This window comes from Janibacter terrae (assembly GCF_039636765.1).
GTDB classification, from domain to species: Bacteria; Actinomycetota; Actinomycetes; order Actinomycetales; family Dermatophilaceae; genus Janibacter; species Janibacter terrae.
On the sequence record NZ_CP144167.1, the window covers coordinates 2,930,104 to 2,955,697 of the forward strand.

At 70.2% G+C, this 25,594-nt stretch carries 25 protein-coding genes and 1 pseudogene; 14 read left to right on the forward strand and 12 right to left on the reverse strand.

Annotated features, from left to right (window positions below):
* Nucleotides 1–18: 18 nt before the first annotated feature.
* A complete protein-coding gene (locus V3C34_RS14640) occupies nt 19–213 on the forward strand; it encodes a recombinase family protein (RefSeq protein WP_346007504.1) in 195 nt (64 codons plus the stop codon).
* Entirely contained in the window at nt 213–593 is a 381-nt protein-coding gene (locus tag V3C34_RS14645; RefSeq protein WP_346007505.1) for a recombinase family protein, read from the forward strand. Before V3C34_RS14640 ends, V3C34_RS14645 begins: the two co-directional genes overlap by 1 nt.
* 130 nt (nt 594–723) lie before the next feature.
* Here the strand turns inward: V3C34_RS14645 and V3C34_RS14650 are convergent, their stop codons facing one another.
* On the reverse strand, nt 724–1,347 hold the full coding sequence (locus V3C34_RS14650; RefSeq protein WP_346007506.1) for a hypothetical protein: 624 nt from the start codon (nt 1,345–1,347) through the stop codon (nt 724–726).
* A 435-nt stretch (nt 1,348–1,782) separates the two neighbouring features.
* Nucleotides 1,783–2,577 (reverse strand): hypothetical protein, encoded by a 795-nt coding sequence (locus V3C34_RS14655; protein WP_346007507.1) that lies wholly within the window; start codon nt 2,575–2,577, stop codon nt 1,783–1,785.
* A gap of 315 nt (nt 2,578–2,892) precedes the next feature.
* Here V3C34_RS14655 and V3C34_RS14660 point away from each other — a divergent pair, with 315 nt between their 5' ends.
* Together V3C34_RS14660 and V3C34_RS14665 are read left to right on the forward strand one after the other, a co-directional pair.
* Nucleotides 2,893–3,417, forward strand: coding sequence for a phosphoribosylamine--glycine ligase (locus tag V3C34_RS14660; protein ID WP_346007508.1), 525 nt, complete (start codon nt 2,893–2,895; stop codon nt 3,415–3,417).
* A gap of 189 nt (nt 3,418–3,606) precedes the next feature.
* Nucleotides 3,607–4,032, forward strand: coding sequence for a hypothetical protein (locus tag V3C34_RS14665; protein ID WP_346007509.1), 426 nt, complete (start codon nt 3,607–3,609; stop codon nt 4,030–4,032).
* Nucleotides 4,033–4,327: 295 nt separating this feature from the next.
* On the opposite strand, the gene V3C34_RS14670 is transcribed toward V3C34_RS14665, so the two are convergent.
* From V3C34_RS14670 to V3C34_RS14690, 5 genes are all read right to left on the reverse strand, one after another.
* On the reverse strand, nt 4,328–5,233 hold the full coding sequence (locus V3C34_RS14670; RefSeq protein ID WP_346007510.1) for a protein NO VEIN domain-containing protein: 906 nt from the start codon (nt 5,231–5,233) through the stop codon (nt 4,328–4,330).
* A gap of 105 nt (nt 5,234–5,338) precedes the next feature.
* Nucleotides 5,339–5,794 carry a hypothetical protein gene (locus V3C34_RS14675; RefSeq protein WP_346007511.1) on the reverse strand — a complete coding sequence of 152 codons (456 nt, stop codon included), beginning with the start codon at nt 5,792–5,794 and terminating at the stop codon, nt 5,339–5,341.
* 39 nt (nt 5,795–5,833) lie between these two features.
* The gene (locus V3C34_RS14680) at nt 5,834–6,622 is read right to left on the reverse strand and encodes a DUF3883 domain-containing protein (RefSeq protein WP_346007512.1); all 789 of its coding nucleotides are present in this window, start codon (nt 6,620–6,622) and stop codon (nt 5,834–5,836) included.
* Nucleotides 6,623–6,650: 28 nt separating this feature from the next.
* On the reverse strand, nt 6,651–8,480 hold the full coding sequence (locus V3C34_RS14685) for a DEAD/DEAH box helicase (protein ID WP_346007513.1): 1,830 nt from the start codon (nt 8,478–8,480) through the stop codon (nt 6,651–6,653).
* Nucleotides 8,477–9,886 (reverse strand): hypothetical protein, encoded by a 1,410-nt coding sequence (locus V3C34_RS14690; protein WP_346007514.1) that lies wholly within the window; start codon nt 9,884–9,886, stop codon nt 8,477–8,479. The genes V3C34_RS14685 and V3C34_RS14690 overlap by 4 nt, the downstream gene beginning before the upstream one ends.
* Here V3C34_RS14690 and V3C34_RS14695 point away from each other — a divergent pair.
* Both V3C34_RS14695 and V3C34_RS14700 read left to right on the forward strand, forming a co-directional pair.
* Complete coding sequence (locus tag V3C34_RS14695; protein WP_346007515.1) at nt 9,870–10,703, forward strand: hypothetical protein; 834 nt, start codon at nt 9,870–9,872, stop codon at nt 10,701–10,703. The genes V3C34_RS14690 and V3C34_RS14695 overlap by 17 nt on opposite strands.
* 54 nt (nt 10,704–10,757) lie before the next feature.
* On the forward strand, nt 10,758–11,555 hold the full coding sequence (locus V3C34_RS14700; protein WP_346007516.1) for a hypothetical protein: 798 nt from the start codon (nt 10,758–10,760) through the stop codon (nt 11,553–11,555).
* 60 nt (nt 11,556–11,615) lie between these two features.
* On the opposite strand, the gene V3C34_RS14705 is transcribed toward V3C34_RS14700, so the two are convergent.
* Together V3C34_RS14705 and V3C34_RS14710 are read right to left on the reverse strand one after the other, a co-directional pair.
* Nucleotides 11,616–12,926, reverse strand: coding sequence for a DNA (cytosine-5-)-methyltransferase (locus V3C34_RS14705; RefSeq protein ID WP_346007517.1), 1,311 nt, complete (start codon nt 12,924–12,926; stop codon nt 11,616–11,618).
* Nucleotides 12,927–12,999: 73 nt separating this feature from the next.
* Nucleotides 13,000–13,950, reverse strand: coding sequence for a NaeI family type II restriction endonuclease (locus V3C34_RS14710; protein WP_346007518.1), 951 nt, complete (start codon nt 13,948–13,950; stop codon nt 13,000–13,002).
* Nucleotides 13,951–14,030: 80 nt separating this feature from the next.
* On the opposite strand from V3C34_RS14710, the gene V3C34_RS14715 reads away from it, so the two are divergent.
* On the forward strand, nt 14,031–15,245 hold the full coding sequence (locus V3C34_RS14715; protein ID WP_346007519.1) for a DUF262 domain-containing protein: 1,215 nt from the start codon (nt 14,031–14,033) through the stop codon (nt 15,243–15,245).
* Nucleotides 15,246–15,251: 6 nt separating this feature from the next.
* The gene (locus V3C34_RS14720; protein ID WP_346007520.1) at nt 15,252–15,773 is read left to right on the forward strand and encodes a HEPN domain-containing protein; all 522 of its coding nucleotides are present in this window, start codon (nt 15,252–15,254) and stop codon (nt 15,771–15,773) included.
* Between the two features lie 20 nt (nt 15,774–15,793).
* On the opposite strand, the gene V3C34_RS14725 is transcribed toward V3C34_RS14720, so the two are convergent.
* Together V3C34_RS14725 and V3C34_RS14730 are read right to left on the reverse strand one after the other, a co-directional pair.
* A complete protein-coding gene (locus tag V3C34_RS14725; RefSeq protein ID WP_346007521.1) occupies nt 15,794–16,177 on the reverse strand; it encodes a hypothetical protein in 384 nt (127 codons plus the stop codon).
* Nucleotides 16,178–16,534: 357 nt separating this feature from the next.
* Nucleotides 16,535–16,810, reverse strand: a pseudogene (locus tag V3C34_RS14730) (CpaF family protein); the annotation flags it as partial.
* Nucleotides 16,811–17,001: 191 nt separating this feature from the next.
* Between V3C34_RS14730 and V3C34_RS14735 the strand changes: the two are divergent.
* The 6 genes from V3C34_RS14735 to V3C34_RS14760 all read left to right on the forward strand — a co-directional run bounded on the left by V3C34_RS14735 (nt 17,002) and on the right by V3C34_RS14760 (nt 25,227).
* Nucleotides 17,002–17,592 (forward strand): biotin transporter BioY, encoded by a 591-nt coding sequence (locus tag V3C34_RS14735; protein WP_346007522.1) that lies wholly within the window; start codon nt 17,002–17,004, stop codon nt 17,590–17,592.
* Complete coding sequence (locus tag V3C34_RS14740) at nt 17,579–18,568, forward strand: AMP-binding enzyme (RefSeq protein WP_346007523.1); 990 nt, start codon at nt 17,579–17,581, stop codon at nt 18,566–18,568. Before V3C34_RS14735 ends, V3C34_RS14740 begins: the two co-directional genes overlap by 14 nt.
* Nucleotides 18,565–19,695 (forward strand): thiolase family protein, encoded by a 1,131-nt coding sequence (locus tag V3C34_RS14745; RefSeq protein ID WP_346007524.1) that lies wholly within the window; start codon nt 18,565–18,567, stop codon nt 19,693–19,695. Before V3C34_RS14740 ends, V3C34_RS14745 begins: the two co-directional genes overlap by 4 nt.
* Nucleotides 19,689–20,378 carry an energy-coupling factor ABC transporter ATP-binding protein gene (locus tag V3C34_RS14750; RefSeq protein WP_346007525.1) on the forward strand — a complete coding sequence of 230 codons (690 nt, stop codon included), beginning with the start codon at nt 19,689–19,691 and terminating at the stop codon, nt 20,376–20,378. Before V3C34_RS14745 ends, V3C34_RS14750 begins: the two co-directional genes overlap by 7 nt.
* A complete protein-coding gene (locus V3C34_RS14755; RefSeq protein WP_346007526.1) occupies nt 20,375–20,971 on the forward strand; it encodes an energy-coupling factor transporter transmembrane component T in 597 nt (198 codons plus the stop codon). Before V3C34_RS14750 ends, V3C34_RS14755 begins: the two co-directional genes overlap by 4 nt.
* A gap of 62 nt (nt 20,972–21,033) precedes the next feature.
* Entirely contained in the window at nt 21,034–25,227 is a 4,194-nt protein-coding gene (locus V3C34_RS14760; RefSeq protein ID WP_346007527.1) for an FtsK/SpoIIIE domain-containing protein, read from the forward strand.
* On the opposite strand, the gene V3C34_RS14765 is transcribed toward V3C34_RS14760, so the two are convergent.
* Nucleotides 25,211–25,525, reverse strand: coding sequence for a hypothetical protein (locus tag V3C34_RS14765; protein WP_169701800.1), 315 nt, complete (start codon nt 25,523–25,525; stop codon nt 25,211–25,213). The genes V3C34_RS14760 and V3C34_RS14765 overlap by 17 nt on opposite strands.
* Nucleotides 25,526–25,594 lie beyond the last annotated feature (69 nt).

Consider the following 25,594-nt stretch of genomic DNA (forward strand, 5'->3'; position numbering starts at 1 on the left):
CCGTAGCGAGGTCTAGAGATGGATGGACATACGAAGGGGCAGGTCGTGGGCTACGCGCGCGTCAGCGCCGCCGACCAGAACATCGACCGGCAGACGAAGGCGCTCACCGGCTGCGACCGGATCTTCTCGGACAAGCTGAGCGGTAAGAACACCGAGCGACCGGCGCTGCAGGAGATGCTGCGATACGTCCGCGAGGGCGACACCCTCGGGTGATGTCGCCGGACCGGCTCTCGCGCTCGACCACCGACCTGCTGGCGCTGGTCAGCCAGCTGAAGGAGCGCGGGGTCGCGGTCGAGTTCGTCGACCAGCCAACGCTCAACACGGACACCCCGCAGGGCGAGTTCATGCTCACCATCCTCGCGGCGGTGGCGCAGCTGGAGCGCTCGGTGATCCGCGAGCGGCAGGCCGAGGGCATCGCCATCGCCAAAGCCCGCGGCGTCTACGAGCGCGCGCCGCGGTTGACCAGCGAGCAGATCGAGCACGCGAGAGATCGCATCGCCGCCGACGTACCCAAGGCCGTCGTCGCCCGCGAGCTCGGGGTCAGCCGACAGACGCTGTACACGGCTCTGGCCGGGCAGGGCAGCTACGGCTGAGGGCCAGACCGTCTCCAGCCGTGCTGGTTCCTTGACGGTGAGGTCGATCTCGAACGCCCGGCCGTCGATTCGAAGGCGACAGGGATCCTGGGCTCGTCGCCGGAGGACCGCAGTGGGATCACGCCACCCATCAGATCTCCGCCAGGGCCCGGCCCAGCTCGCGCAGCCGGGCGTAATGGTCATCCTTGAGACTCTCGTCGTGCGGTCTCTCGGCCTGTCGCCCAGCCGCCGTCGCACACACCTGGCACCACTCGCGCAGGATTACCTGGTCGGCCAGGAGCGGCCGACCATAGACCAGGCCGCCGACGATAGGGGGCCTCTCGAGACCCGTCACCGGCCCGTGCAGCCGGGCTCGCTTGACCTGGGTGCAGCCAGCAGGACCCCCGACATGCTTCTTCACCCCTCCACCTCCGACGATGTCGGTCGCCGGCAGCTGCACGCACAGCACCTCGGGCTCGCCGAGGACGTCGAGCGCCACGTAGTGGGTTTGTGCCAGCGGCACAGCATCGCACCTGGGGCACTGCTCGCGCTCCAGGAAGCGATCGACGGTCAGGAGCGCAGCTGCGTACTCGTCGGCGTCGACCTCGTCTCCGTCCACGGGCGCGGCCTCCCAGCCGAGCCAGTCACCCTCCTGCCTGCGACGCAGCCAAGCCTGGTTCTGCGGCGACCATCGCAACAGCCCCGCGTGGACGTGATTGAGCACGACGCCGTAGAAGTCGTCGAAGATCTCGGTGCGACCGGGGTCGTCTTCCATGGAGCCACGGTGCCACGCCTCGGTGACATCGGCGAAGGCCTGCAGTGCTGCCCGGGCGACCCGGGACTCCGGGCCCTGCTAAACCTGATCGTGTCGAGGTCTGGTGGTTCGGCCCTGGGCGCACGCCCCGTGTCGTGACGGCATCATCGCGATGCAGTCAGGCCAGTACCCTGGGTACCAGCCGTCCAGCACGTCCCCCCAGCAGGCCCCGCCCACCTGCACGACCGAACCCCAGCGCATGTCGCGTCGACGTGCAACCGGAAGGCATGGTCGGAGTTCAGCGCTCGCGCTGCAGAGTCTCCCGGATCGTCCTACGCTCCTCTGGCATGGGAGGGAATCATGGAGGTGGCGTGCCCGTATGGGTGCTCGTCCTCGCGCTGTTGATCACGATCTGTGCCGTGGTGATCGGCGGTCCGCTGCTGAGCTAGCCGCAGGTCATCGCCCCTGCCCGCGGTGCACACGGGTGGTGTGCTCCTTGAGACCGACCTGGGCGATGAAGGCGTGGCGGCAGGTGCGGCACCAGTGCAGGACTCGTCCGTCCTCCCAGTCGTCGATGGTCATCTGCCACCACCATTGGCGCAGGCCGTCTCGCCCGTCCGGAGGCGGCAGGACTCCCTTGCGCCGGTAGAGCGACGCAGCCGACGGGGTCCATCCGAAGCGATCGCGCAGGTCTGCGCTCGTGAGGCGGCGTGGCACCAGGACGGTCTCGCCCGTACGTAATTGGGCGGTCAGCTTCTGCTCCGACAGACCCAGTGCCTCGGCCACGTTGTCGCGCGCTGCTCCGGCCAGCCAGCGTCGGTGCGCCTCGGCGACCTGGGCGTCGCTGGCGGCCTGTCTGCGCCGCTGTGGCCAGCCGTCCAGCGCGAGGTCGACGACCTCGGGGTAGGTGGCCGAGAGACTCGCGACGGACCCCGAGCCCAGACCCGCGGCCCGGGCCCGGTGCCAGCGCGGGATGTCCTCGAGATGAGGCGCGATCAGTTGCAGGACCGTGTCGGTCAGAAGATGCTGCACGCGCGAGTGGGCCACGCCGAGCTCACGACCGAGATCGACGATGCGGGCCTCTCCCCTGGCCCACCGGCGCATCATCTCGACCCGCTCGAGGGCTGGCGGCACGGTGTGATCATCACGCCACAGCGCGAGCTCGGCACTGGTGGAGACACCTTGCCGGCGGAGCTCGTCGACCCACGTGGGGGCCAGGAGCTGCAGCTCGGGCAGGTCGGTCTCAGGCACGGGTCCGACGGTAGCGGCATGGTGGTGCTTCCCCTGTCGGCCCTCGCCAGATCTCCGCTGTCAGGGCCCCGCGCACAGTGCGACGACGGCAGCCCGAATGTCGCCCGACAGGTTCCTGCAGTTGATGTTGTGGCTGTCCCACGTGTACGGGCACCAGCCGTCTGCTGCAGCACTCGTCATACCCACATGACGCAGGTGGTGTGCATTGAAGGACTGATCGAGCGCCGACTGCCCGCGTGCTCCTCGCACCTCAGCCAGTCTCCGCGAGCGGCACGACACAGTCGGCCTGTCAGTGGGTCCGCCCAATGTGACGACGTGGATACTGGAGATGTCGCCCTGCTGATCTCGACCCTGTCGCTGGTCATTGCCGGAGCGTCGCTGGGGTGGCAGGTGGCGCAGTGGCTCCTGTCCGCAGGGCGCGCAAGAGCCGTTCTGATGCACGGCATGCTCCACGGTGCCGGTGCGTTCGTCGGCCCGGTCCGAAAGGACGGATCCGGCTACCACCTGAAGATCCTTCATCGCCAAGGGTTCGAGGGAATCGCCGTCGTCGGTATCCAGGTCACGAACCACGGCCGGGCACCACTCTTCGTCGAGGGGGTCAGCCTCGCCCCGCGAGGCGGTGTCATGAGGTTCGTCCCCATGGCCGAGCTCCACGGTCCAGACCTTCCGCACAGCCTCGAGGCTGGGACGAACGCCAGCTGGTACACCTCTACCGATCACGCTGTGACGCTCGCCGCCAGTTCGCGGGATGTGTTGCGGGAGAAGGTCTCCAGCGTCTACATGACGGCCCAGCTCGGAACAGGGAACACCGTCGAGACCAAGCGAACCTTGCGGGTGTAGCGCATGGGTCGTCGGCGGCGTCGGTCAGCTCGGATGGAGTGACCAGACGGCGGGGGCGAGCTGAGCGTGGGTCAAGTCCCGGGCGTGGCCTGGCCGAGCGTGTTCCTTCGCGATGGTTCAGGCGGTTCTAGCGGCTCATGTCATCACGGACTCTGGACCCTCATTGTCGATGCTGAAACACTCACGACCATGACCGAGGACCTGATCTCTCTTCCATCCGTCGACGACTACGCGTCCGCCTTCACCGAGGTCAAGGACAAGATCACCCCGAAGCAGTTGGATTTGCTCAGGTTCCACCATGCTCAACCCGGTCGTGCCGCCTCGGCCAGCACCATGGCGAGGGCCGTCGGCTTTGAGTCCTTCAGCGCGGTCAACGTCCAGTACGGGACACTCGCGCGGTTGGTCACCGAAGCGGCGGGTCTCGAACTGGAGGATCACGTCAAGGTCGGGGCACTGGTCCAGTTCGTGTATCCGGATCAAGCAGCCAACGAACACTTCCTGTGGTTGCTGCGCGAGAACGTCGCCATCGCGTTGGAGAACCTGGGCTGGGTCCCACGCGTGTCGCAGTACCTCTTCCCCGACCTGGCCCTGAAGCGACTCTCGGCGATCGAGTAGGCCAACACCCGCCGGTCCACCGCGAGGGAGAACGGTCGTCTACTCGGGCTCGTCTGACATCCTCTGACGCCGCGACTGGTACTGGTAGGCACGATGAGCCGGATGAGCTCGTCAGCCCTCGTTCTCGCCCGTGAGCTTGCGCGACGAGTGGATCGTTCGCTTGGCGAACGCCAAGCCCGCAGCACCAGTGGACCGTGCGCCCGCGCCGCCTGACGACCCGAGCTCTGGACCTGCATGTGAGCGCCGGGACTGAGCCCTAGATGCCGCCTCGGGTGACTGAGCGTCCTCCTCCCCGTCAGAGGTCCTCGAGCGCTGCTTCGGCCGGCGGATAGAAGTCGTAGTCAAGGGGATTCAGGTCAGCTTCTTCCGGTTCCCACCTGTAGAGCCGCATCGTGCCGCTGTTGGGATCGACCGAGCCGTCCGCTTGCAGGGTTATTCCGGCAAGGACGCCCATCACGCACTCTCCGGCATGCTTTCGCGCCCAATCGACCTCGCCTCGCGTGACGACCACCCGGTCGCCGCGCGTGACAGTGCCTTTGGCCTCGAGGTAGATCACCTCGCCGGCCCTGGTCGCCTTCGCATCGAACGGGTTGCCGTGGCGGAGGTCCTCCACGGTCCAGCAGTCGTCCTCGTAGATCTTAGTCAGGCGCGCCTGCGCCAGGTCTTCGATCTCCTTGCGCAGCTTGGCGTCGACGCGTCGTCCCTGCCCCTCACCCGTCGCAGCGGAGGGCGTAGCTCTGACCGCCGCGACGTGCTCAGCCCAGAGCTCTTCCAACCGCTCGGTCAATGCAGGCTCAACCTGCGTACCGCTGGCTTGTGGTTCCCACTGTCCCTCTGGAAGCTCACGGAACAGGGTCTCGATCGGGAGGACGTCTTCAGGGTCGAGCACCGTGTCCCACAGGACGTCGGCGTAGTTGGCCATGCGCGGACTGCCGTCAAAGTGTCCGGCTGGGAAGACGTTCGATTCGAGTGTTCCGCTCGCGAAGATGCCCCGGTGCTTGACACCTTGGCGGAGTAGGAACGCGCGGTCACCGGGCGAGATCTTCTTGGTCGTGGCACCCGTAGACCACCTGCCCTCAACGCGATGCCCTGCAGCTGTCGCGACCACCCACTCGGCCAGCTCGTCCGCATCGAGTTCCCATTTCGCTGGGTTGTTGGTGAGCAGGTAGGTGCCTTGGGTCGATGCCGGGTCAGGACTCACGCGTACCACTGTGCCGTGCTTTGCCCCGAGCGCGGCTCTGGACGCATGCGTGTCGGCAACCCCTTCGACTGACGAGCACGCGGCTTCACATCGACTTTGCGCGGTTCATTGCCACGGCTGCGGCCACTCGGTCTGCGGCCTCCGCAGCCGGTGTGTGCTCCCAGACGCGGACGACTGTCCAGCCGGCCTCGGCGAGCCTGGCATCCGTGTCGGCGTCCCGTGCGCGGTTCCGCTCGATCTTGGCCGCCCAGAAGTCGGCGTTGGCCCTCGCTTGGTCCCGTGCTCGGGGCACCCGTGCCAGAAGCAGCCGTCGACGAAGACGGCCACCCTCGCAGGGCCGAATACGATGTCCGCCCTGCGCCGCAAGCCGGGCAGCGGCGCGCGGTCGACTCGGTAGCGGAGGCCCATCGAGTGCAGGCTGCTGCGCAACGCCATCTCGGGTGCCGTGTCCCGGGTGCGCTGCACCTGCATCCGGCTGCGTACACCGGGTGTCGACGCGAACGAGGTGAACTCCGTTTCCGCCCGCCTGATGCGCTTGCTGGACCGTGGCCGCCCGGTCATTCCTCAAGTGTCCCGCAAAGACTCAGTCGTGGAAGCCCATCACCAGCCAGGGAACGGCCCGGTCAGGTGCTCGGCCAGCGCGGGTACTCCGCTCACGACAACGTCGGCAGGGAGCTCGAGCTTTACCGCAGCCCAACTGCCGAACTGACCGCTGTCGCGAGGCACGTTTGCGGCAACCCATTCGCGCGGGATCGACCCGACGCCGACGACCTCGAGTTCGGTCGACAGACGGACGGCAACGAGTTGCCATTGGCGATCACGCAGCATCACTTCGTACTCGTGCCGTGACAGGTAGACAGTGAGTCGGCCTGCACGAGTCGTGCTCTTCACCTCGAGGTGAAGCCTCGTGGTCCCGGCGGTGAAGACAAGGTCATAGCCGTACCCGTCGGACCACGTCGAGACGTGATCGACTCTCCCGTCCGTCGCGGATCGCAGCAGTTCAACCAGCCCGGCCTCGCCAGCCGCCCCCACCAGCTCCCTGGCAGCGGTGTCGACTTTGCCCCAGCTGACCACCAGCTGGTCGAACACTTCGGCCGCGTCGAGGCCGAGGGCTTCCCCGACCTCGACAATGTCCGACGGCAGCTCGTCGGGCGACCGGACGAGTTCGTCGGCATCCTGCACCCAGGGCAGAGTCCCTCCCTCGAAGACGGCGCTGAGCACTCTGGAGGCCGGCGGGAGGGTGGCCCCGAGACCGTCGAGCAGGCCAAGCTCCCGCATCCACGTGAGCGCGGACTCGTACTGGGTCGGCGTCAGGTCGTCGTACTGCGGATGGGTTGTCAGCAGTGCCCGGGCCCGCGCGATCCCCCCGCTGGTCTCGAGCGTCTCCAACCACCGCACTACAGCGATGAGGATCGGCTTAGGAGGGAGTGCCACGCAGGTGACCCATCAGCGCGAGCAGATCACCGCGGTCGAGGCCCCCGCCGACGGCCGGCTCCTCGTCCAGGTCAGCGAGCTGCTGCACCGCGGGGTCGTCCAGGATCCCGCCCATGAAGTCGAGCTTCGCGGCCAGGCGCGCCGCGACAACCTCGTCGATGGTCCCCTCTGACGCAAGCACAGTGACCCTGGTCCGAACGTCCGGCGCGAGCCCCAGCCGGTGGATCCGGTCCAGGCTCTGCAGGAACCGTCCCGCTGCGAAGTCGCGGTCGACGTACACCGCGTCGTGGCAGTCGTGGTGAAGGCTGATTCCCTCGCCGAGCGTGGCCGGGTTCGACAGGAGGACCATGCAGTCGGGGTCGCTCTTGAACCGTTGGATCCGGTCTTCGCGGTCCGGGGTCCCCCCGTGCACCAGCGCGGGGCGGAACTCCCCGAGCAGCCGCTCGAGGGTGTTCAGGCTCCGGATGAACGTCGACCACACGAGGGTCTTGCGACCCTGCGCGGCGTTGGCGCTGACGATGGCGAGGACCTCTTGGTACTTGGGCGACAGCTCGTAGGCAGGCAGGTCCTGCATCAGCTGGTAGAGCGAGGATCCCTCCGGGACCTGCAGCGGCGGCACCTGGTACGCGAGGGGTTCGTACTTGGTGGTCCCGACCGCCAGCAAGGCCGGACTCGTTGCCGCCATCAGCATGTACACGATGATCCGGCCGAGCGCCTGGAAGTCGTCCTCTCCCCCGGCGGCACGGGCGGAGAACTGGCCCACCAGGGCGTCGTAGATCTCGGCGTGCAGCGGCGGCAGCTTCAGCAGCCGGATGCTGCGGTCGACGGGCGGGAGCTCGAGGTCGTGCTTGGTGGTGCGGCTGAACAGGGGCTGTAGGACCCGGCTGGCCGCCGCGAGGTCCCCGCCGTCCACGGCCCGGATGACGCTCTGCCGGCCGGTGCCCGGCCAGACGAACCCGAAGAGGTTCTCCAGGTCCTTGACGCCGTTCGGAGCCGGTGTGCCGGTCAGGATCAGACGCCGCCGGGCCCGCGGGCCGAGCGCGAGGCAGGCTGCGCCGTACGTGCCGTCGGCCCCCAGCTTCATTCTGTGTGCCTCGTCGAGGATGATCATCGAAGGACGTTCGGTCAGCCACCGACCCAGGACGCCGACCATGTTCGCGAGTCGCTCGTAGTTGACGATGAGCACGTCCGCCGTGGCCGACGGGGAGCCGTTCACAACTTCCATGGACAGCGGCGGCTCGAGGCACTCGGCGTTCTCCTCCTGCCAGGCGCTGTAGCTCGACTTCGGCCCGACGACCAGCAGACGCTCGACTCCCTGCTGTCGCCGCAGGGCCTGGAAGACAGCCAGGCCGACCCTCGTCTTGCCCGCGCCCGGCACAGAGAAGTTCGCACCGTGACGCAGGGACAGGAGCTTGGCGATGTCCCGTCGCTGGAAGGACGTCAGGTTGCCCACCCATTCCGGCCCGAGCAGTTCCGGGACCTGTTCCGGGACGACCGGGGCAGGCGCGTCCGGGGACTCAAGTCGCGTCGAGACGGCCCTCGCGTCCTCCAGCGAGTCGACGACCAGCGCCTGGAGGTGCGGGTCCCACACCACCTCCCCGTCGCCGAGGTGCGGCCAGTTGTTGAGTGCCGCCAGGTGAGTGAGGAGGTCGTCGATCTCGACCTCCACGATGCCTACCGAGCGCTGGGCGCTAGTCCTGAAGCTGACCGCCAGCCGACGCAGGTCGTCCTCGAGACCGGGTCGCGCGGTCAGGCGGACACGAGTCACCTCGGGTGCCAGCCCGATGGTCAGGCTGGGGTCAGGCCTGCTCATCCCCTGGTCCGCACGGCATCGAGGAGCCAGGTAACGCCGTCTCCCGGTGCAGTGAAGGTGCGGCCCGCCTGCCGGGCGAGCCGGTCGAGGCTATCCCGCAGAACGATGAGTGCGTCGTCGAAGGCTTCCTCGTCCAGGGCGCGCTTCGCCTTGGCCTCGGCGAACTCGTTCGCGCACTGGGTCACGTAATCCGCAGCGTCGGTCAGCCGCTCGGGGACGGCGGTCTGCCGCTTGACCAACTCGGCATTCTGACCGGCGAGCTTGACGGCCTTGTCGAAGGATCCCTTGGCCTCCTTCATCACCTCCGCAGCTTCAGCGATCTCCTCCGCCGATCCCGAGCCAGCGCCGTTCGACAGCGCCTTGGCACGGAGCAGTCGGTCGGTGAGCGCCTCCACTGCCGCCGAGTCGGCGCTCTGCGTGGGCAGCGTCGCGCCCGGGATGCCGGGAACCGACACCGGCGCGGCCGCCGCGGGCTGCGGCTTCAAGTCTTCCGAGAGCCGGCTCTCGAGGTACCGGCGGTAGAAGTCCTCCTCCGCAAGCCGCAGGGAGGTCTTCGGGTAGTCGAGCAGCAGCATGGACAACCTGGCTTGCAGCAGCCGTTCCGCGGCGTCAGCGTCCGTCGCGGCGAGCTTGGAGTAGTCGCGGTGAAGCTCGCGCAGCTTCTCCTGGTGCTGCTCGAAGTCGATAAGGCGCAGTGACGCCCCGCTCTCGGACGTGCTTCGGTCGATGGCCTTGAGGATCAGGCCGTAGACCCACCGGTCACGCACCAGGGTGTCGCGCTTGATGTTGAAGTCCTTGGCGACGTCCTCCTCGGAGCGCCCGCGGCGAAGCTCCTCCTCGATGGCAATGAGGCGGTTCACGTAGGTGTAGTCGCGGCGACGGTCCTTGCGCAGCTGCAGCGAGAGCTCGACGTCGTTGATGTCGCGCCGTGAGGTGTCGTCCGGAAGCACGCCGACTTTGATGTTCTTCACGCCGAGGTCCCTCAACGCGGCAGCCCGGGTGTTGCCGTCGACGAGGATGCCCTCCGGGCTCACGATCCCGGGCTCTCGCTGGCCGACATCGTCAAGCTCGTCCAGCAGCGCCGTGAAGTCCGGGTCGACCTGGTCGGGGTTCGACGGCCGCTGCTTCAGGAGGTCGTGCAGGTAGGCCTGCGCCTCCTCGCCCCACGGGTCGTCCTCGAGGGACTTGTTCCGGGCCGGGTCCAGGTCGCGCTGGGCCCTGATGCGGTGGGTGTCAGGGTTGAAGTAGAGCATGTCGACCGGCATCGAGATCACATACAGGTGGCGCTGCTCGCCCCGCCAGTCGACGGAGACCTTCGCCCCGGACTCACTCATCGCCTGCTGCAGCCGCTGGTGGATGATCTGCTTGATCTCAGCGCCCTTCGGGGGGATGCCGAAGCCGGACATACAGTGCTCCTGTTCGCTCGTATACGAGGAGATCCTCGATACGGGCATCATGGCAAAGAGCACCGACAGCCTGTCGATCAAGCCAATCGACGGGGGCATTGCCGTCGACCGAAAGAGACTGCACGTGGAACAGCCGACATGGGACGACCCCGCCGCGGGCGGCACGATGATCCGCGGTGCCCTGTGGCTCGTTCAAGTGGTCGGCGAAGGAAACACGTTCACCAAGAACGACCTTCGCGAGGCCTTTCCCGGCGTCGCCCAGGCGGACCGACGCATTCGCGACCTGCGGGACTACGGCTGGATCGTCCACTCGAACACCGAGGACGCCTCCCTCTCCCGGGAGTACCAGCGCTTCGTCAAGGCAGGCGTCGAGGTGTGGGACCCACGGGCGAAACGGGCTGCTGCCCCGCAGAAGGAGCTCTCCGCCAAGGAACGGCAGGCCGTTCTCGCGCGGGACGGATACATGTGCACGCTCTGCGGGATAGCGGGCGGCGAAACGTACCCCGACGACTCAGTCATGACCGCGGTGCTGGCCGTCTCCAGGCGACCGGTAACCGGGGCAGACGGCAACGAGGAGACGACCCTCGTGACTGAGTGCAAGCGCTGCCGCGCGGGCGGGGCTCCGGCACCGCTGACCGTCGATGACGTCCTCGCGTCGGCACGAGATCTCGAACCCGGCGAGCGGCGTCGACTGCTTCGGTGGATGGAGCGCGGCCGTCGGGGAGCGACCGAGCTCGACCGCGCCTGGGCGGCCTACCTCCGTGTCCCGACCGATCAGCGCAAGGGCGTTGCCGACCGGCTCCGCGGCTCGCCGTAGGCGCAGATTCTCAGGTCACGAGCAAACCATCGTCCATCGACAGTCAGGAGAAGCGTGCCCTTCGCCGCGACAACGCCTGACGATGTTCTCGCCCAGTTGTGCGTCACCGACGCAGCCAGGGAGAAGTTCGCGGAGTGGTCCGACACTCGCGCCGAGGTCGCCGAGCACGTGCTGGCCCACACCACGAGGCGGCCGTACACCCTGACGATCGCCGACCTCCGAGAGGTCGCCGCCGGCACCGAACACGCTCTCGGGTCGGCCAGTCGAGCAGTTGGCGAGGGCGTGACCGCGATCCGCAACTGGAACCCGCGGTTCGCCCTGACTCACGTCTTTCACCATGCGCTGGAGTCCCTCGACGAGGCCCCGACCTATCAGGCATTCAGATCGTTCTGCCGCGACGACGCCACTGCCCGGGCGATGCTCTGGCAGCCGGCAATCGACACCATCGAGTCCGTGGGCCGGGAAGTCGGCCGGGACCGAGCCAGAGAGGCCATGCGCTGGCGCGTGGGCAACGCCTACTACTCGTTCCTGCGCGAACTCACAGTCCTGGCCGAGCTGCGCGACCGCGAGGTACACCTCCAAGTGCATCCGCTTGCCGACGCACTCTTCAGGGTCGACGGGTGGGCCGGGAAGGTTGCGGTCAGCCTGTATGTGAAGAACCAGCATTACCGTGACGGTGCGGCGGGCCGAAAGATCCAACCGTCGCGCCTGCTTGGCCCGACGTTCACGTATCTGGAGATCGGCATGAGGAACCAGCACGTGTTCGGCCGTCTTCACGTCCCGGACGCACCCGCGCTTGACCAAGCCGCGACGAGGATCAAGGCGGCCGCGGCGGCGCAACAGCCGCGCTGATCCCGGCCGGACGCGGGTTCCCCAGCGGTGCCCCGGGTCAGGTTTGCCGTGCCTAGCGGGTCAACTGATCTTCGAACGCAACTTGTTCGTCGCGAAGGCCTCGTGACGTGCGTGGCTTTCCTGGCCGCGGAACGCTCGCCACTCGCCCAGGCGGTAGGTCGTCGTAGACCCTCGCCGGCGCTCCTCGAGATCGAAGTCCCGCGTGATGAATGCCAGTCTCCGCTCGATCTCCGCGTCGGTGAGCGTGCCGCCCAACGCCTTGCGCAGGGCAGCCAGCGACATGTAGCCGTCGGCCTCGCGCAGCGCCCGGTACACCTCGTCGTGGAACTCGCCGGACCCGTGCTCGCTCGCGGCGCTGCCCTCCTTGCGGAGCGCGGCAGCGATCGCGACACCGACCGCCCGGGCCACCGGCGGCGGGAACGCGTTGCCGATCTGCCGGTAGGTGGCGGTCTTGCGGCCCTTGGGGTCCCCGAAGTCCCACTCGTAGCCGCGCCCGGACCAGCCCTGCAAGCGCGCGACCATCTCGTTCGTCAGCTTGGGGACAAAGTCGCGTGGCGTCTCGGGACCCGGTGCGGCGTCGGCGACGCCGAGCCCGTCCACACCCATCGAACGCCACTCGCGCTTGGCCCTGGTGGGACCGAGGTCGGGTCCGCCGTGCTTCTTCGAACCGCCCACGATGGTGGGCGCGACGCGGTCGGCTCCGTTGGCCCAGTCCTCCGCGCCCTCCCAGCCGTTCGCGGCCATCAGGTCGTAGAGAGCACCCCCGACGGTCTGAACAGCCGGGGTCGGCTCCGGCCAGTGGAAGTAGGGCGCGAACTCCTCCCGCAGCGCGACAAGGATGAAGCGCGGCCGGAGCTGGGGAACACCGAAGTCCTTGGCCTCCAGCAACCGCCAGTCGGCGCGGTAGCCCAGTTCCGCGAAGCGGTCGAGCACGGCCTGCCGGTAGCCGGCGAAGCGAGGCATGGACAGACCCCGCACGTTCTCCAGCAGCACCGCGTCCGGGAGCATCTCGGCTGCGGCCTCGACGGCCCACGCGAACAGGTCGCGCTCGTCCGAGGACCCGAGCTGCTTGCCCGCGATCGAGAACGGCGGGCAGGGAACGCCGCCGGCGAGGAGCGAGACGCCCTGGTGGTCGGCGGGCTTCCACACGGACTCGTCAGCGACGTCGCCTACGGCGATAACCGGCTCCGGGGCCCCCTCCTCCGTCGCCAGCCGGGACAGGTTGCGCCTGAGCGTGGCGGCCGCGTCCTTGTCCAGTTCCACCGCGAGGGTGTGCCGAAACCCCGCGAGGTGGAGGCCGAGGCTCTGTCCCCCTGCCCCGGCGCAGATCTCGACCGTCGTCAGTTCTCGGGCGTTCGTCTTGCTGTCCATGATGGCGACATTCTCGCAGGGCGCACCGACAGGCACGGGACGCGCGCCGAGGCCCGCGCTGCACCGCCGAAGGTCACTGGCCCGCACCCCGCTCGCCGTACCAGCCGGTGCTGAACGACTCCCCCGTCTCCGGGGTCGCAGGTCTCAGCGCCAGACCGGACGGGCCGAGCGCCACCGGCCCCGACCAGTCGGGCGCTGCGGGGGCCACGTGAGCGGCTACGTACTCGGTGCGGCGCGGGACCGGCAGGCCGAGTTCGCGCGCTGCGGCCCGCTGCCAGTCGTACGCGCCGCCGAGGATCACGATCCACTCCGCTGCCAGCGGGTCCCGGGAACCGCTCTGGCCGCCGCGGATCCGCCTGGTGACGTCGAGCTGCGCGGCGACCGTGGCCACTGCGGCCCGGCCGACGACCTGTCCTGCAGTCCGCCTGAAGAGTTCTGACACCCGGGCCGTGCCTGCACCGGCACCGAAGACGGCAGCGACATCCTCCTCGGGCATGTGCAGCAGCGTGTTGGGCGGCAGGTCGGCGTCCTTCTGCAGCCACGCGATGGTCCCCCGGCCTGCGGCCGACAGGGTCGCCTTGGCGTCCCGGTTGCGGCCGACGTTGAGGAGGTCTTCGCTCGCACGCACGACACCGACAGAGAACCTCGACTCCTGGTCGCTGGCAGTGATGACCATGCAGAGCTCGCCGACGGCCTCGGGCGGGAGCATCCAGCCGCCGGGCGACTGGCTGTACTTGGCGTCGACCTCGTGGCCTGCAATGGAGTAGTCCAGCTTCGCACCGTCGGCGTACTTGAACTCCCGCTGAAGGTTGATCTCCACCAGCGTCCCGAAGTGGGTCTTCTCGGTCTTGAACAACTGATCCCACCGGTAGCGCTGAGTGCGTACCCCGTCGTAGAGCTGGTCGAACGTGTCGCGCAGGACCTGACCGGTGATCAGGCCGCCGGGATCGAGGCGCGTCAGTTCCCCGACGACTTCGTTGCGAGCGGGATCATCGGGGTGCCGTAGGGGCAGCAGGAACGTCACGAATCAGACGGTACTGGCCACGACCTCCGTATGACCGCAGTCTCGAACCAGCGAGCGGCTGGACTGACTATCATCTGGGCATGATTGAAGAGGACGCTCCGAAGGACATCGCCGTCGACGATGCCGCTGACGATACGGCGGGTGCAACGCCTCCGGCCGAGGAGTCTCTGCGGCACTTCACTGCCGACTTCGACGTCGCCGGAATCGTCCGCCGGATGAACGACGGCAACTTCACTGTGCCGAACTTCGACCCACCGCCGGTGTCCGGTACGGGGTACGCAGGGTTCCAGCGAAACTACATCTGGACCAAGAAGCAAAAGGACCGGTTCATCGAGTCCCTGCTCCTTGGGTATCCGGTGCCTGGCATCTTCCTCGTCGAAGAGCCCGGTCGGAAGTATCTGGTTCTCGACGGTCAGCAACGCCTGAAGACCCTGCAGGACTTCATCAATGGCACGGACTCACAGACCGAGCGGGTCTTCCGCCTCCAGTTCGTCGGCGACGAAACGCCATACAGCAAGCGCTCCTTCGCTGAGCTGACAGAGTTCGAGCAGAACCTCCTGCAGAACACGTTCATCCAGGTGACTGTCGTCGTGCCGAAGGTCAGCGGGAATCTGCAGGGCGTCTACCAGCTCTTTGAACGCATCAACAGCGGCGGCACCAATCTCCAGCCCCAAGAGATCCGGATCGCGCTGTATGCAGGGACACGGGTCGACGCCCTGCGCCAATTGAACGCCGACAAGAACTGGCGCTCGATCTTCGGTCCGCCGCACTCACGGCTGAAGGACACCGAGCTCATCCTCCGGTACCTCGCCTTCCGTGAGGTCGCAATCGGGTATGGCACAGCGGGTTGGGAGCGTGACGCGCCCAAGGAAGCCTTGGACGCGAAGACGGGTGCAGTGGAGTCCCAGCAGGTATACCGGGCACCGGTCAATCAGTTCCTCAACTCCTATCTGGAGTCCCTCGGCCCCGAGGGATGCCCGACGGATGAGGCGATGCAGGCGTTCCCCCACGTCTGCGCGGTGCTGGCACCGCTGGGCAAGATGGCACTGCGGCTCGACGATTCCGCCCAGATCAACGCGGCTCACACCGATGCCATCCTTGCGACTCTCAGCCTTCACCCCAAGGTCGCCAACGGGATGCGGGATCCTCAAGCAGTTTCGCGACGTGTCGCTGAGCTGCTCGCCGTACTGGAAGCGGATGCCGCATACACGACGGCAGTCCGGGAGAGCACCTCGCACCTGGCGTCGGTGCACCGCCGCCTCCAACTCGCACACCAGGCATTTCAGGCGCTCTGAGGCAGAGTGGCACGCTCATTCTCCCGGGCCGAAGCGATCCAGGCCATTGACGAGATGCGGGACAACCTGAACTCGGTACTCGACGACATCGACAACCAGAGGCGGAGCGGCGAGCTCTCGCCCGAGCAGCAGACCTATCTGAACGACTACGCCGTTGTGCGGATGGCCGGCTACTTGGAGCAGTTGTGCTTCCATGCGATTTCCGGACGGATCGGAGAGTTGGCCCAGGGGCACCCACAGGCCTTCATCAACAGCTGGTTCTACAAGTCACCCAACCTGACCGCGAGGCAATTCCGGGAGCTCTTCAAGCGATTCGGCCCAGATGTGGATGGTCAGGTGAAGGTGTTCTTGGACTCGGGGTTCAACCGCGAGCTCCTCGATAATCTCCTCGAGATTCGAAACTCTGTTGCACACGGCAAGGAGTACAGCCGCGCCAACCGCGAGAGCCTGGAGACGTTCAGGCAACTTGTCGGCGAAGTAGAGACCCTTGTCGACGTCCTATTGCTGAAGCCATCGGCTGTGGTGTGAGCGGGACGTGACCTCTGACGTCACGCTCCGTCGTGAAGGAGGCCGACGGCCTCGCCGTCGACAACGGTCGCCGGGTCCAGACCGCACTCCGAGCAAGAGGTCGAGCCAGTGAACGCGTTGTGGATCGTCTTGTGCATGTAGTGCGCGGTCCGCTCGACCACGTGCCCGCAGTACAGCCGGAGCCTCCACCGCATGAGCTGCTCCGGTGGAGTGCGGTGGCTGAACAGGCGCGCGATTTCGTCGCGCTGCGAGCGTGACATCGGCGGCGGCGGGCAGCACCTGCCGCAGTGAAAGGTCAGCGAACCCGAGACCGAGTGACGCATCGCGTGACAGTCTGGGTGGCACAGGGCGAAGGCTGCATCCTCGGACTCGCGGCGAGCACGCTCCTCGTCGGTGATGTGCATCGCCCCCCTTGAACTCCCAACGCTCGTCGTCCCGGTACGGCAGGCCACAGCCCGGGCACGGCGCGCCGGCCTCGTACTCCTTCCATGTGAGCATCGGAACGTCGCAGGTCACGGCCGCCCTGATGCGTTCCGCCTCGCGTTGCCTTCGCTCGGCCTTCTTGGAGATCACGAAGGGTGCACTCAAGCCACCCAGGACCTCGTATTCGGCAATGTCGACCATGACGTCGACGCTATGCGGAGGCAGTGACAGGAGACCGCTGGCGAGCCCGAAACGCAGATCCCCGCCAGCGGCTGCGAGGTGCGACTACCCTTGTGCAGCAGCGGCACTCACCCTCGAAGATCGAGGAGACAGTAGCCGACCCGGCTCGGGCTGTTGATCCAGATCTCCTCGACGAGCGGGTCGTCGAAGTAGCGCTGCAGCGGGCCGAAGCCGGCGACGGTGTCCATGACGGACTTGACCGCGGCCTCGAAGTTGCCGAGCAGGGGCAGCCCGCCGTGGGTGCTGCGCTCGTCGTAGTCGGTGACCGCGGCGTGCACGAGGTCGGCGACCTCGCCGGTCTCGCGCACCGGGTCCAGGCCGGAGCGCCGGATGAGCTCGCGGACCTCGCCCTCGACCGTCTTGACGGCGTCCATGCGGACCCCCCTTCGTGCTCGTGATCTGACCGACGGCACTCCCCGATCCGTCGATGTCAGACGCTAGCGACTTCCCGGGCGCTCGCATCTCGAGAATCCACAGACTGTGGGCGGAGGCGCTCGTGAACAGTGTTCACATGTGGTCGCTTCGCGTGCCATGATCGGGCGTCCCCGAACCGAGAGGCCCCACCGTGTCCCACCCCCGATCCACCGGCCGCGAGCTCGCCCAGATCGCCGTCTTCGCCGGCATCATCGCCGTGCTCGGCCTCGTCCCGGCGATCGCCCCCTTCGGCAACGCGGTGCCCATCACCGCCCAGTCGCTCGGGATCATGCTCTGCGGCGCGATCCTCGGCGCCCGGCGGGGCGCCCTCGCGGTCCTCGTCTTCCTCGCGCTCGTCGCCCTGGGCCTCCCCCTGCTCGCCGGCGGGCGCGGCGGCCTCGGCGTCTTCGCCGGCCCGAGCGTGGGCTACCTCATCGGCTACCCGATCGCCGCGTACCTCGTCGGGGTCATGACGGAGGCGGCCGGCCGCCCCTACCGCCTGGTGCCCGGCATCGGCATCAACATCCTGGGCGGCGTCCTCGCGCTCAACGTCCTGGGCATCATCGGGATGATCCTGCGCGCCGACCTCAGCCCCGTCGCAGCCCTCGTGGCGGCAGCCCCCTTCGTCCCCGGTGACCTCGTCAAGGCCGTCATCTGCGCCGTCGTCGCGCGGGGGGTGCACGCCGCCTACCCCGGTCTCATCCGCTCGCGCACGCGGGAGCGTGAGGATGCCCTCGTCTGAGATCGTCCACGTGCTGGCGGCCGAGGACCCCGTGGCCGCCTTCGGGGAGGCCGCGCGAGCCGGCCGGCTCATCGCCCTCGCCACCTCCGGCACCTCCGGGCACGCACGCACGATCGTGCGCACGACCGGCTCGTGGGTCGGGTCCTTCCCGGCCGTCAGCGCGCTGACGGGCACCACCGCGGGCAGCCGGGTGCACGCCCCCGGACCGATCACCTCGTCGATGAACCTCTTCGCCGCCGTCCACGCCGGCTGGGCCCGCGCGACGATGGTCGACGAGCTCGCCGACGCGACGCACGCCCACCTCACCCCCAGCGCGCTCCGGCGGGTCCTCGCGACCCGCCCGCAGGAGCTCGCCGGCACGCACGTCGTCGTCGCCGGCGACCGGGTCGACGCGGCGACCCGGGAGCAGGTCCTCGCCGCGGGCGGCGGCCTGAGCCACTACTACGGTGCGGCCGAGCTCTCCCTCGTCACCTGGGGCGAGCACGCGGACGCGCTGCGTCCCTTCCCCGGCGTCGAGGTCCGCGCGCGCGACGGCGAGCTATGGGTCCGCTCCCCCTACGTCAGCCGCGGGTACCTCGAGCCGGGGCAAGAGCTGCGCACCCGGCCGGGCGGCTGGGTCACCGTCGGTGACCGCGGCGAGGTCGGCGGCGGCGTCGTGCGGGTCCACGGGCGCGAAGGGGGGATCACCACCGCCGGCGCGACCGTCACCGTCGCCGACGTCGAGCGGGTCCTACGACCCCACGCCGAGGGCGAGGTCGTCGTCGTCGGCCTCCCCCACACCGAGCTCGGCGAGGTCGTCGCCTGCGCGGTCACCGTCGCCTCCGACGCCGACCGGCTGCGCCGCGTCGCCCGCGCCGAGCTGACGACGCCCCAGCGCCCGCGACGCTGGGTCCACCTCGAGACGCTGCCGGTCACGCCCAACGACAAGGTCGACCGCGGCGCGGTGCGCGCGAGGCTCGTGGCGGCCGGGTCATGACCACGACCCCCGTGATCGTCGCGGCCGCCCGCACCGCCATCGGGACAGCCGGCCGCTCCCTGTCCACGGTCACCGCCGAGCGGCTCGCCGGACCGGTGCTCGCCGAGGTGACCCGTCGCGCCGGGCTCGACCCCGCCGAGGTCGGCGACGTCGTGCTCGGCAACTGCATGGGTCCCGGTGGCGACGTCGCCCGGTCTGCGGCCCTGCGCGCCGGGCTGCCCGAGCACGTGCCCGCCCTCACCGTCGACCGGCAGTGCGCGAGCGGGCTCGCGGCCGTCGACGTGGCGGTCCGCATGGTCGCCACGGGCTCCCCCGCCGTCCTGGCGGGCGGGGTGGAGTCCGCGAGCACCGCTCCGTGGCGGCACTGGCCGCCCGTCGAGGGCGCCGACCCCGTGCGGTACGAGCGGGCTCCCTTCGCCCCCGCCGGGTGGGACGACCCCGACATGGGGGTCGCCAACGACCTGCTCGCGCAGGAGGCCGGCGTCTCCCGCGAGCGCCAGGACGAGTACGCCGCGCGCTCGCACGCGCGGGCCGTGGCCGCGCAGGAGGCGGGGGTCTTCGACGACGAGATCGTGGCCGTCGGCAGGGTCGTGCGCGACGACCGACCGCGGGCGACGCTCACGGTCGACAAGCTGGCGCGTCTGCGACCGGCCTTCCGGGACGGCGGGTCGGTGACCGCGGGCAACTCCTGCGGCATCAGCGACGGTGCCGCCGCCGTGGCCGTCGTCGACGCAGCGACCCACGCGCGCCTGGGCGGCCCGGGGCTGCGCGTCCTGGCCACCGCCACCGCCGGCGTGGCGCCCCACCGACCCGGCCGGGGCCTCGTGCCGGCGACGCGGACCGTCCTGCAGCGCGCGGGGATCGGGCTCGACGACCTCGACGCGATCGAGGTCAACGAGGCCTTCGCCGGGCAGGTGCTGGCCTGCTGCGACGAGCTGGGGCTGGACCCCCTTCGCGTGTGTGCCGACGGTGGCGCGCTCGCCCTGGGCCACCCGTGGGGCGCCTCCGGGGCCGTGCTGCTCGTACGGCTCTTCCACCAGCTGGTGCCGCGCCCCGGGTCGCTCGGTCTCGCCGCGATCGCCGCCGGCGGCGGGCAGGGAGTGGCGATGGTGGTGCAGGCATGCTGATCGACGTCACCGGCGTGACGCACGGGTTCGACGGCGGCGCACCGGTGCTGCGCGATGTCACCGTGCGTCTCGAGGAGCCCCGGATCGGGGTCATCGGGGCCAACGGGTCCGGCAAGTCGACCTTCGTCCGGATGCTCAACGGCCTCGTCGTCCCCGAGCGCGGCACCGTGACCCTCGACGGTCTCGACACGACGCGGCAGGGGAAGCAGGTGCGCCGGCGCGTCGGCTTCTGCTTCACCGACCCCGACGCGCAGATCGTCATGCCGACGGTCGCGGAGGACGTCGCCTTCTCCCTGCGCCGCCGCGGGCTGACGAAGGGGGAGATCGCCGCCCGTGTCGAGGGGGCCCTGGCGGCCCACGGCCTCGCCGGTCGCGGTGACCACCCGGCGCACCTCCTCAGCGGCGGGCAGAAGCAGCTGCTCGCCCTCGCCGCCGTGCTCGTCACCGAGCCCGACCTGCTCGTCATGGACGAGCCGACGACGCTGCTCGACATCCGCAACGCGCGCCGGGTCGCCGACGCGGTGCGCGCCCTGCCCCAGCAGGTCGTCCTCGTGACCCACCACCTCGACCTGCTCGTCGACTTCGACCGGGTGCTCGTCTTCGACGACAGCCGGCTCGTGCACGACGGGTCGCCCGCGGACTCCATCGCCCACTACCTCGAGCTCATGGACCGCGTCCGGTGATCGGGCTCTACCGCGAGGGTGGCTCGGTGCTGCACCGCCTGCCCGCCGGGGCGAAGCTCGCCGGGCTGCTGCTCGCGGGCCTGCTCTCCCCCTTCGTCCGCTCGCCGGTGGTGACCGCGGTCGCCCTGGCCGTGGTGCTCGCGGGCTACGCGACCGCGCGGATGCCGGCGGCGGTGCTGCTGCAGATGCTGCGCCCGCTGCTGCTCGTCATGGTGCCGCTCGGGGTCTTCCAGACGGTGGTCGCGGGCTGGGAGCGGGCCTTCGTCATCGTCGGGGTCCTCATCGCGCTCGTGCTGCTCGCCAACCTCGTGACGCTCACGACCCGTACGAGCGACCTCATCGACGTCGTCGTGCGGGTGTGCGGGCCGCTGCGACGGGTCGGCGTCGACCCCGAGCGCGTCGGCCTGATGCTGCAGCTGGCCATCCGCGCCGTGCCGCTCGTCATCGACCTGGGCGGCCGCGTGCGCGAGGCGCAGCACGCGCGCGGCCTCGGGGCGAGCCCACGCGCCTTCGCCGTGCCGCTCGTCGTCGGCGCCCTGAGGCGGGCCGACGCCATGGGCGACGCCCTCGCCGCGCGGGGGCTGGACGACTGAGCCCGGCCGGGCCTGTGGACAACTCCCGCGGTCGATGAGGGCGATCGACCTACCGTGCCCTCATGCAGCTGCGGATGACGATCATCGACGCCGGCGGCGGGGGGACCGAGACGATCGACGTCCTCGCCGAGGAGCACCACACCCTCGGTGACCTGCTCGCCGCGGCCGGGCGCCCGGGCGCGACCGTCCGGGTCGGGCCGCAGCGCCTCACTCCCGACGCGCCCGTCGGGCTCCCACCCCTGCTCGACGGCGCCGCGCTCGTCCTCGACGCCATGCGCCCTGCCCGGGAGCCCACCACGCGAGCAGCCCGGCGGTCCCCCCTTCGCCTCGTCACGCTCAGCGGGCCCGACGCCGGTCGCACCCACGAGCTCACCTCCGGTCGTCACACCATCGGCCGCGGCGACGCCGCGACGCTGCGGGTCGCCGACGACGCGCTCTCCCGCGAGCACCTCGAGCTGACCGTCGACCGCGACGGGGTGCATCTGCGCGACCTCGGCACGACCAACGGCACCCGCGTGGACGACGCGACCGTCCCCACCGACGGGGTGCGGGTGCGTGCCGGGAGCCAGCTGCGGGCGGGGCACACGACCTTCGCCGTCGAGGCCCACCGGCCGCGGCCGACCCGACGGGTGGCGACCGGCGACGGCACCCTGGGCGTCAACCCGACGCCGCACCTGCCCCGCACCGGCAAGCCCACGACGATCCGGGTCCCCGAGGAGCCCAGGCCGCCGGCACGCCGCCGCATCCCCTGGGTCATGGTGCTGCTGCCGCTGCCCTTCGCGGGGGTGCTGGCCTACTTCTTCGGGCCGCGGATGCTGCTCTTCGGCCTGCTCTCCCCGCTGCTCGTCCTCGGCTCGACGCTCTCCGACCGCACGAGCTCGCGCCGCGAGCACCGGGAGGCCCACGCGTCGTGGGTCCGCGAGCGTGCCCGCGCCGGGGAGCGGCTCACCGCGGCCCTGGCCGACGAGCGGCGCGAACGCCTGCGCGCCGCACCCGACGCCTCAGCCCTCCAGGACGCGGCTCGCGGCGAGTCGGCACGCCTGTGGGAGAGGCGCGCCCAGCACGAGGAGCACCTGTGTCTGCGGCTCGGCCTCGGGGCGCTGCCCGCCCGGCTCGAGGTCGAGCACCGCGCCGGCGTGCGCGAGCACCCGGTGCTCGAGGACGTCCCCCTGACGGTCGACCTGGCGGACATCGCGGTGCTCGGCATCGCGGGTCCACGCGCCTCCCGTGACCGGCTCGCGCGCCATCTGCTCGGGCAGCTCGTGGTCCTGCACTCCCACCACGACGTGCGGGTGGGCGTGGTCGCGGACGAGGACGGGTGGTGGTCCCCCTTCGCCGGCCTGGTGCACCTGCGCGCGCACGACGACCTGCCCGAGTCCGCGCGGATCGCGACCGACCCCGAGGCGGGCGCGGCGCTGCTCGCCGGGCTCGCTCGCCTGACCACCGAACGCGCCGCGAGCGGGCACGAGCGGCGCCGCGAGAGCGATCCGCTGCCCGTCGCCCAGGTGGTCGTCGTCGACGGGGCCGGTGCGTGGCGGACCGACCCCGGGCTGCGCACGATCATGAGCGAAGGGGGTCCCCAGCGCGTCCTCGTCATCGCCCTCGCCGACACCCCCGCCGACCTGCCGCACGAGGCCCGCGCGGTCGCCGTCCTCGCCGGCGACGACCTGCGGCTGCTGCTCGCCGGCGAGCAGGCGGCACGCGGGATCGTCGACGGGGCGGGTGCGACCTGGGCACGACGCGTCGCCACCGCGCTCACCCCGCTGCGGGACGCCACGCCGGACGCGCAGGGAGGGTCCCTCCCCCTCGCCGCCCGCCTGGTCGACCTGCTCGACCTCTCCCCCGACGACGCGGAGTCGGTCCGTCGGCGGTGGCGGGAGGCCGGCAGGCACCGGCCCACCGACCTCGAGGTCGTGGTCGGCGCGGCCGGCGAAGGAGCCTTCGGCATCGACCTGCGACGCGACGGACCGCACACCCTCGTCGCCGGGACGACGGGGTCCGGCAAGTCGGAGTTCCTCCAGAGCTGGGTCGCCTCGCTCGCCGCGCAGCTGTCGCCGCAGGAGATCACCTTCGTCCTCGTCGACTACAAGGGTGGCGCCGCCTTCGCCGAGTGCGCCCGGCTGCCGCACACCGTCGGCATGCTCACCGACCTCGACCCGGCCGCGGCAGAGCGGGCCCTGACGAGCCTCGACGCCGAGCTGACCCGCCGCGAGCACGTCCTCGCTGCCTCGGGGGCCAAGGACATCGACGACCACCGCGGCGACCCGCTGCCCCGGCTGATGATCGTCATCGACGAGTTCCGCATGCTCGCCGAGGAGCAGCCCGACGTCATGGCCCACCTCATGCGCATCGCCGCCGTGGGCCGCTCGCTCGGCGTGCACCTCGTGCTCGCGACCCAGCGCCCCGGCGGCATCGTCTCGGCGGACATCAAGGCCAACGTCAACCTGCGCATCGCGCTGCGCGTGCGCGACCGCGCCGACAGCGACGACGTCATCGGCTGCCCCGACGCGGCCGAGATCCCCGAGACGTCCCCCGGCCGGGCCCTGGCGAGCACCGGTGGTGGCCCGCCGCGCGCCTTCCAGACGGGCCGGGTCGCCGGGCACGCCGCCGGTGTCGGCGGGGCGCTGCTCGTGCGCCGCCCCGGCGAGGCCTGGCCCGCGCCGCCCGTCGTCGACGACCTCGGGCCGACCGACCTGCAGCGTCTCGCCCGCACCATGACCCGGGTGGCGCAGTCGCTGGCCATCCCGGCACCCCACCGCCCGTGGCTGCCGCCGCTGCCGGAGACCATCGAGGCGGCGCGGCTGCCCGACGACGAGGTGACGGGGGCTCCCTTCGGCCTCGTGGACCTGCCGGCGCAGCAACGCCAGTCACCGCTGGAGTGGGCGACCACCGACGGTCACTGGATGCTCGTCGGCGGCCCCGGCTCCGGTCGGACCACGGCCCTCGCCTCGCTCGTCACCGCCGCCGCGCACCGGTGGTCGGCGGATCGGCTGCAGGTGCAGGTCGTCGGTGACGGGTCCGCGCGGTTGGCCGGGCTGTCCGCCCTGCCGCACGTCGGGAGCATCGTCGACGGGGAGGCAGCGACGGTCGTGGGGCGCTTCCTCGAGCGTCTGGAGTCCGACCTCTCGGCGCGGCGGGCAGCGCTGCGGGCCAGTGGTCACCCGACCCTCGACGCGTGGTGGGCCACCCACGAGAGCGAAGGGGGTCCGCCTCCCCCGCCGCACCTGCTCCTGGCGATCGACGGCTGGGGCCGGGTGACGCGACCGCGGGGCTCGCTCGACCTCGGCGAGACGGCCGAGACCCTCGAGACGCTCATGCGCGACGGCGTCGCCCTCGGGCTGCGCGTCGTCGTCGCCGGTGGCCGCGAGCTGCTGTCCGGCCGGGTCTCCTCCCTCGTCGGCACCCGCCTCGTCCTGCATCTGAGCGACCGGGGCGATGCCGCCCTGGCCGGCCTCACCCGCACCGAGGTCTCGGACCGGCTCGTCCCCGGGCGGGCTCGGATCCAGCCGGGCGGCGACCTGGTGCAGGTGGCGCTGCCGTCACTTGCCCCCACTGGAGGGGGCGAAGCGGCCGCACTCCCGTGGGTCGTCGAGGAGCTGCCCGGGTCGGTGCCGATCGACGTGCTGCCCGCAGCGGCGCGGGAGCGGATCCCGCTCGGGCTCGGCGGCTCCGGTCGCGACCCGGTGGTGTGGCGCACCGACGGCGCGCGGCGGTTCCTCGTCTGCGGCCCGCCGCGCAGCGGTCGATCGACGGCGCTGTCACTGCTCGCCCGCCAGGTGGTCGCCTCCGGGCAGCCACTCGTCGTCATCGGCTCGGGGGCGATCGCCGACGGGCTCGACTGCCCGGTCCTCGGTGCGGATGACCGGGACGAGCTGATCGCCCTGCGCCAGCAGCACCCCGACCTCGCGGTCATCGCCGACGACCTCGACCGGCTCGAGGGCGCACCCGTCGCCGACGTGCTCAAGGAGATCCTGCGTCGTCTCGACGCCGACCGCGGGCTGGTCATCGGCGCGACGGCCACCCAGACAGCCGTCGGCCAGGTGCGCGGGCTGGTCTCCGACCTCGCGCGCAGCCGCACCGGCCTGCTCCTCCAGCCGTCGGCTCGGTCAGACGGCGACGCGCTCGGCCTGCGGGTCCCGCCCCTGCCGCGCGTGGCCGGTCGGGGATACCTCGTCGTCGACGGGCCAGCGGATGAGGTGCAGGTCGCGCTTCCATGGGTCGAGATGCGAGCCACGCACCTCACTCCACAGCGATAACCGAGTCTTCACCGCACGTCTCGTGCACAGCGTCCATCACCGCTGTCTCAGATTCCGAGTTGTCGCCCCTCGACAATGCATAACCGCTCCCCGTGAAGGTGGCGCCCTTCCGCGCGACCTTTCCCTTCGCGAAGGTGATGGTGAAGTTGCCCCGATCTCCGGTCACCTTCGTCCCCTCGTTGCCGACGAACACCCCCTTGAACGGCTTGCCCGAAGGACCATCCACGTGACCGATGACGCAGCCACGATCATTGAGCCCCTTGACGTGGTAGGTCTTGGCAACGTCGGAATGTCCCATGAGCGGGACGATGGGAACCACGACGCCGGACGACGAGACAGCCCGTGGGCTCGAATCCGCCGGGGAAGT

What these genes read in the sequence shown, in the direction of transcription:
- V3C34_RS14640 (WP_346007504.1), top strand. Translation starts at nt 19, where the DNA reads ATGGATGGACATACGAAGGGGCAGGTCGTGGGCTACGCGCGCGTCAGC.
- V3C34_RS14645 (WP_346007505.1), top strand. Translation starts at nt 213, where the DNA reads ATGTCGCCGGACCGGCTCTCGCGCTCGACCACCGACCTGCTGGCGCTG.
- V3C34_RS14650 (WP_346007506.1), bottom strand. Translation starts at nt 1,347, where the DNA reads ATGGAAGACGACCCCGGTCGCACCGAGATCTTCGACGACTTCTACGGC.
- V3C34_RS14665 (WP_346007509.1), top strand. Translation starts at nt 3,607, where the DNA reads ATGACCGAGGACCTGATCTCTCTTCCATCCGTCGACGACTACGCGTCC.
- V3C34_RS14675 (WP_346007511.1), bottom strand. Translation starts at nt 5,794, where the DNA reads ATGACCGGGCGGCCACGGTCCAGCAAGCGCATCAGGCGGGCGGAAACG.
- V3C34_RS14685 (WP_346007513.1), bottom strand. Translation starts at nt 8,480, where the DNA reads ATGAGCAGGCCTGACCCCAGCCTGACCATCGGGCTGGCACCCGAGGTG.
- V3C34_RS14695 (WP_346007515.1), top strand. Translation starts at nt 9,870, where the DNA reads ATGCCGAAGCCGGACATACAGTGCTCCTGTTCGCTCGTATACGAGGAG.
- V3C34_RS14690 (WP_346007514.1), bottom strand. Translation starts at nt 9,886, where the DNA reads ATGTCCGGCTTCGGCATCCCCCCGAAGGGCGCTGAGATCAAGCAGATC.
- V3C34_RS14705 (WP_346007517.1), bottom strand. Translation starts at nt 12,926, where the DNA reads ATGGACAGCAAGACGAACGCCCGAGAACTGACGACGGTCGAGATCTGC.
- V3C34_RS14715 (WP_346007519.1), top strand. Translation starts at nt 14,031, where the DNA reads ATGATTGAAGAGGACGCTCCGAAGGACATCGCCGTCGACGATGCCGCT.
- V3C34_RS14725 (WP_346007521.1), bottom strand. Translation starts at nt 16,177, where the DNA reads ATGCACATCACCGACGAGGAGCGTGCTCGCCGCGAGTCCGAGGATGCA.
- V3C34_RS14740 (WP_346007523.1), top strand. Translation starts at nt 17,579, where the DNA reads ATGCCCTCGTCTGAGATCGTCCACGTGCTGGCGGCCGAGGACCCCGTG.
- V3C34_RS14745 (WP_346007524.1), top strand. Translation starts at nt 18,565, where the DNA reads ATGACCACGACCCCCGTGATCGTCGCGGCCGCCCGCACCGCCATCGGG.
- V3C34_RS14750 (WP_346007525.1), top strand. Translation starts at nt 19,689, where the DNA reads ATGCTGATCGACGTCACCGGCGTGACGCACGGGTTCGACGGCGGCGCA.
- V3C34_RS14760 (WP_346007527.1), top strand. Translation starts at nt 21,034, where the DNA reads ATGCAGCTGCGGATGACGATCATCGACGCCGGCGGCGGGGGGACCGAG.
- V3C34_RS14765 (WP_169701800.1), bottom strand. Translation starts at nt 25,525, where the DNA reads ATGGGACATTCCGACGTTGCCAAGACCTACCACGTCAAGGGGCTCAAT.